The organism is Halomonas alkalisoli (assembly GCF_021412585.1).
Lineage (GTDB): Bacteria > Pseudomonadota > Gammaproteobacteria > Pseudomonadales > Halomonadaceae > Halomonas > Halomonas alkalisoli.
On record NZ_JAKCMI010000017.1, the window covers coordinates 1 to 4,510 of the forward strand.

Genomic DNA, 4,510 nt, shown 5'->3' on the forward strand with positions numbered 1-4,510 from the left:
CAGTTCGACGGTCTGCAGGCCGCCGTCGATCTCACGGGTCACCTGCAGCTTGTCTCCGTCGACCACGACTTCCGAGGCGAAGGTGGCCTGGGGCAGCCCCGTCAGCGCGGCGAGCATCTGTCCGGTCTGGTTGTTGTCGGTGTCGATGGCCTGCTTGCCGAGGATGACCAGGCCGGGCTGCTCGGCTTCCACCACCTTGGCCAGCAGCTTGGCCACGGCCAGCGACTCGACGCGCTCGTCGGTTTCGACATGAATGGCACGGTCGGCGCCCAACGCCAGCGCGGTGCGCAGCTGCTCCTGGGCGGCCTTGGGGCCGATGGTTACTGCCACCACTTCCGACGCCACGCCTTTTTCCTTCAGCCGCACCGCCTCTTCCACGGCGATCTCGCAGAAGGGGTTCATGGCCATCTTGACGTTGGTGAGGTCGACGTCGGCGTGATCCGCCTTGACGCGGATCTTGACGTTGTAGTCGATGACGCGTTTGACCGCGACAAGGATCTTCATGGTTCGACTCCTGTGGAGATGTAGCTCAGGCGGTGATGGCCCGGCCGATGATGATCTTCTGGATCTCCGAGGTACCCTCGAAGATGCGAGTAATGCGCGCATCCCGGTAGTAGCGCTCGATGGGCAGGTCACAGATATAGCCGTAGCCGCCATGCACCTGCACCGCGCTGTCGGTGATCTTGGCCGCCGCCTCGGAAGCGAACAGCTTGGCGACCGCTGACTCCAGGCTGAAGCGACCACCGGAGTCCCGGGCCGCTGCCGCCTGATAGGTGACCAGCTTGGCCGCCTCCAACTGGGTGTGCATCTCGGCCAGCATCCACTGAATGCCCTGGTGCCGGCACAGCGGCTTGCCGGCTACTACCCTCTCCCGGGCCCAGGCCAGGGAGTCGTCATAGGCGGCACGGGCGATGCCCACGCTCATGGCCGCCACTTCGACACGACCGCGATCCAGTACCGCCATGGCGGTGGCAAAGCCCTGCCCCTCCTCTCCCAGCAGCGTGGCCTCGGAGAGTTGGCAATCGAAGCTGATCTCATAGATGTGGCTGCCACGCAGCCCCAGGGTCTTCTCGGGACTCGAGAACTGGATACCCGGGGCATGGCGATCGACCAGGAAGGCCGAGATGCCCTTGTGGCCCTGACTCTCGTCGGTCTTGGCATAGACCACCAAGAAGTCGGCGTAGGCACCATTGGTGATGTAGTGCTTGGTGCCGGTGAGGTGCCAGCCCCCCTCGCGCCGCACCGCCTTGGTACGCATCTCCGCCGGGTTGGAGCCGGCACCAGGCTCGGTGAGGGCGAAGGCGCCGAGCTTCTCTCCGCTGGCGCACAGCGGCAGCAGCTCCTGCTTCTGCTGTTCGGTGCCGCCCAGCAGCACCGAGTCGGTGGCCAGAAAGTGGGCGGTCAAGGAGGAGCAGGTGGCGGCACAGTGATAGGCCACCTCCTCCACCGCCAGGGACATGGCGATGCTACCCGGGTCGAAGCCGCCATAGGCATCGGGCAGGTTCATGCCCCAGAAGCCCAGTTCGCCCAGGGCATCGAGGCTCTCACGACAGAAGTCGCCGGTTTCGTCATAGCGCTTGGCGTTGGCCTTGAGCACCTCGGCGGACACCCGATGGGCGGCATCCTGGAAGGCAATGGCATCGGCGGTTAGTTCAAAGTTCATGGCAGGTCACCTCATCGAACAACGTATTGTGCTGGCCCAGAGCGGGTGCCGGACGCTGGCTGTACGCCTTGTGGCCATTGAAGAACACCGGCTGGGGCGAGCCTGGCCGGTCACCGATGCGCGGCAGTAGCTGCCGTTCGGCGGCATGCGGAGAAGCCGCGGCCTGAGCGATATCCCAGATCGGTGAGACGGGCACGCCGGCCGCATCGAGACGCTCACAGACCTCCTCGACGCTGTACTGCCCGGCCCAGGCCTCGATACGCGCCTTGAGAGCCGCCTGATTGGCATTGCGCCACTCATCGCTGGAAAAGGCCTCATCCTCGGCCAGTTCGGGCGTCTCCATGCAGTTCGCCAGCTTGGCGAAGAGGGCATTGTTGGCCACGGCGATGATTACCTGCCCATCCCTGGCCCGGAAACTATCGAAGGGTGCCGACAGCGGATGGCGGTTGCCCACCGGGCCCGGCGCCGCGCCACTAGCCAGAAACTGGGAGAGGTTGGTGACCTGCATGGAGAAGAGGCAGTCGAGCATCGACACATCCAGGTTGCTCCCTTGACGCTCCGGGTCGCGCTCGCGCCCGAACAGCGCCGCGCAGATCGACCAGCTGGCGAAGAGGCCGGCGCAGATATCACCCAGGGACTCACCGACCCGAGTCGGCGCCCCCCCCTCCTCGCCGGTGACCGACATGATCCCGGAGAGGGCCTGGGCGATGATGTCGTAAGCCGGCTTGGCGCTCATCGGACCCTGCTGGCCGAAGCCGGAAATCGAGCAGTAGATGATGCCGGGATTGATGGCTTTCAGGCTCGCTTCGTCGATACCCAGCCGTGCCGCTACGCCGGGACGAAAATTCTCCACCAGCACATCGGCAGTCGCGCAGAGAGCATGGAAGCGCTTCCTGCCTTCGTCGCTCTTGAGGTCCAGGGTCAGGCTGTACTTGCCGCGATTGAGCAGCGAGAAGTAGACGCTCTCGCCATCGATGAAAGGGCCAATCTGGCGGCTGTCATCGCCCTGGGGCGTTTCGATCTTGATCACCTCGGCGCCCAGATCGGCCAGCATGGCGGTGCAGTAGGGGCCAGCCAAGAAGCGCGACAGATCGATGACGGTCACACCTTTGAGGGGTTGCATGGTCTCTCTCCCGAAGGGGGCACCGACAACGGCGCCCGTGGCGTGAAAATGGGCGTTACTTATCCAGCATCGGCAGGTCGAGGCCGTTGTCGCGGGCGCACTGCTTGGCAATATCGTACCCGGCATCCGCGTGGCGCATCACCCCGGTGCCCGGGTCGTTGCGCAGCACCCGGCCCAGGCGCGCGTGGGCTTCGTCCGTGCCGTCGGCGACGATCACTACCCCGGCATGCTGTGAATAGCCCATGCCCACGCCTCCGCCGTGGTGCAACGAGACCCAGGTCGCGCCGCCGGCGGTATTGAGCAGGGCGTTGAGCAGCGGCCAGTCGGAGACGGCGTCGCTGCCGTCCATCATCGCCTCGGTCTCGCGGTTGGGGCTGGCCACCGAGCCGGAGTCCAGGTGGTCGCGGCCGATGACGATGGGTGCCTTGAGCTCTCCTTTTGCAACCATCTCGTTGAAGGCCTGGCCCAGGCGGGCGCGATCCTTCAGGCCGACCCAGCAGATCCGCGCCGGCAGGCCCTGTAAGGCGATCCGCTCCCGGGCCATGTCGAGCCAGTTGTGCAGGTGCGGGTCGTCCGGGATCAGCTCCTTGACCTTCTGGTCGGTCTTGTAGATGTCCTCCGGGTCGCCGGAGAGCGCCACCCAGCGGAACGGGCCGATGCCCTGGCAGAACAGCGGGCGGATATAGGCCGGTACGAAGCCGGGGAAGTCGAAGGCGTTCTCCACGCCCTCTTCCTGGGCCATCTGGCGGATATTGTTGCCGTAGTCGAAGGTCGGCACGCCCATGGCCTGGAAGTCGAGCATGGCACGCACATGCACCGCCATGGACTGCTTGGCGGCCTTGGTCACCGCCTCGGGTTCGGTCTTGCCCCGGGCCACGTATTCGTCCCAGCTCCAGCCCGACGGCAGGTAGCCATGCAGCGGGTCGTGGGCGCTGGTCTGGTCGGTGACCATGTCCGGGCGCACGCCACGCTTCACCAGCTCGGGCAGCACGTCGGCGGCGTTGGCGCACAGGCCGATGGAAACCGCCTTGCCCTCGGCGGTGTAGCGCTCGAGGCGCGCCAGGGCGTCGTCCAGGTCGCTGGCCTGCTCGTCCAGGTAACGGGTGCGCAGGCGGAAATCGATGCTGGTCTGCTGGCACTCGATATTCAGCGAACAGGCCCCGGCCAGGGTCGCGGCCAGGGGTTGGGCGCCGCCCATGCCGCCGAGGCCGGCGGTGAGGATCCAGCGCCCGGCCAACTTTCCGTCGTAGTGCTGGCGCCCGGCCTCGACGAAGGTCTCGTAGGTACCCTGGACGATGCCCTGGGAACCGATGTAGATCCATGAGCCGGCGGTCATCTGGCCGTACATCATCAGGCCCTGCTTATCCAGCTCGTTGAAGTGCTCCCAGTTGGCCCAGGCCGGTACCAGGTTGGAGTTGGCGATGAGCACCCGCGGGGCGTCCCTGTGGGTCTCGAACACGCCCACCGGCTTGCCCGACTGGATCAGCAGCGACTGGTTGTCCTCCAGGCGCTTGAGGGTCTCGACGATGGCGTCGAAGCACTGCCAGTCCCGGGCGGCACGACCGATGCCGCCGTAGACCACCAGGTCCTCGGGGCGCTCTGCCACGTCCGGGTGAAGGTTGTTCATCAGCATGCGCATGGGGGCTTCGGTGAGCCAGCTCTTGCAGCTGAGTTCAGTCCCGGTGGGGGCGGCGATCCGGCGGCTGGGATCGTGACGGGGGTCG

General features: G+C 66.0%; 4 protein-coding genes. All 4 read right to left on the bottom strand.

Annotated elements, in window-relative coordinates:
- On the bottom strand, positions 1-504 hold a 504-nt coding region (locus LY622_RS05210), incomplete at its 3' end, for an electron transfer flavoprotein subunit beta/FixA family protein (protein ID WP_234289919.1).
- A gap of 25 nt (positions 505-529) precedes the next feature.
- Positions 530-1,663, bottom strand: coding sequence for an acyl-CoA dehydrogenase family protein (locus tag LY622_RS05215; RefSeq protein WP_234289920.1), 1,134 nt, complete (start codon positions 1,661-1,663; stop codon positions 530-532).
- The gene (locus tag LY622_RS05220; RefSeq protein WP_234289921.1) at positions 1,653-2,786 is read right to left on the bottom strand and encodes a CaiB/BaiF CoA transferase family protein; all 1,134 of its coding nucleotides are present in this window, start codon (positions 2,784-2,786) and stop codon (positions 1,653-1,655) included. Before LY622_RS05220 ends, LY622_RS05215 begins: the two co-directional genes overlap by 11 nt.
- Before the next feature lie 55 nt (positions 2,787-2,841).
- A partial coding sequence (hutU, locus tag LY622_RS05225) for a urocanate hydratase (protein ID WP_255762137.1) occupies positions 2,842-4,510 on the bottom strand: 1,669 nt, incomplete at its 5' end.

Bases quoted from the DNA above. Each gene is read 5' to 3' on its own strand.
- LY622_RS05215 (WP_234289920.1), bottom strand. From the start codon at position 1,663: ATGAACTTTGAACTAACCGCCGATGCCATTGCCTTCCAGGATGCCGCC.
- LY622_RS05220 (WP_234289921.1), bottom strand. From the start codon at position 2,786: ATGCAACCCCTCAAAGGTGTGACCGTCATCGATCTGTCGCGCTTCTTG.